The organism is Shewanella sp. Isolate7, from assembly GCF_022398425.1.
Classification (GTDB): Bacteria; Pseudomonadota; Gammaproteobacteria; order Enterobacterales; family Shewanellaceae; genus Shewanella.
Genome location: NZ_JAKEVJ010000191.1, coordinates 1 through 695, shown reverse-complemented (window position 1 = coordinate 695; position 695 = coordinate 1). Strand labels below are relative to the sequence as shown.

General features: G+C 43.7%; 1 protein-coding gene and 1 pseudogene. Both read left to right on the top strand.

What is annotated here, in order from left to right:
• Positions 1 to 150: 150 nt before the first annotated feature.
• Entirely contained in the window at positions 151 to 387 is a 237-nt protein-coding gene (locus tag L1D47_RS20950) for a class IIb bacteriocin, lactobin A/cerein 7B family (protein ID WP_239886642.1), read from the top strand.
• A gap of 171 nt (positions 388 to 558) precedes the next feature.
• Positions 559 to 695 (top strand): annotated as a pseudogene (locus L1D47_RS20945) (IS4 family transposase); the annotation flags it as partial.

Sequence of the window (695 nt, the reverse complement as noted above, 5' to 3'; positions counted from 1 at the left end):
AGGGCTGACGAAAAATGACTCACAGTTAGCCATGCTATTCACTTTGGCGAACCTGTTTAAAGTAGACCAGATGTTACGACGACAGCCAAGATCTGTCTGAAATCCGGGAACAGCCTGGAATTAGGTCGAAATTCGGCGTAAAACGGCAGTATGTTGGCCAAAATTGAACACTTAGCGTTCAAAAATCAGGCGGGCCGCTCAAAACCTCGCTCGATACCTAAATTGCAGGACTTGTTCGCAGTTTCCCTAACAATGAATGAGATTGAGCAGGTGAATGGTGGTGCGGTACCCGTAATAGCCTGGGCTATTCTCGAAGGTGCTGCGGGTCTGGCTGGAATTTTTGGCGGTGGATGGGCTTTGGGGCACTATTTGTATAGTGATAAATAAGGAAGAATTTTATGACTGAATTAAACAAAAGTGAAATAGTTAAAGTATCAGGTGGTTTTGCACTGAGGAATCCCCTGATAACTTTGAGATAAATCATGAAATTAGAGTGAACTTACACCTTGGAATGTGATCTGATTAAGCGCAAACAAAAAACAATCACGGACTTCCAAGGTGCAAGCATTAACTATCTTACATCAATCCCTCTATCAACATTGCCCAGAAATTCACCAAAAGCGTCTAAATACCCTCATGGTTGCCTGCCGGGCTCTCATTGATTCAGACCGTCTTACATTGACCGCTTTAGGTCG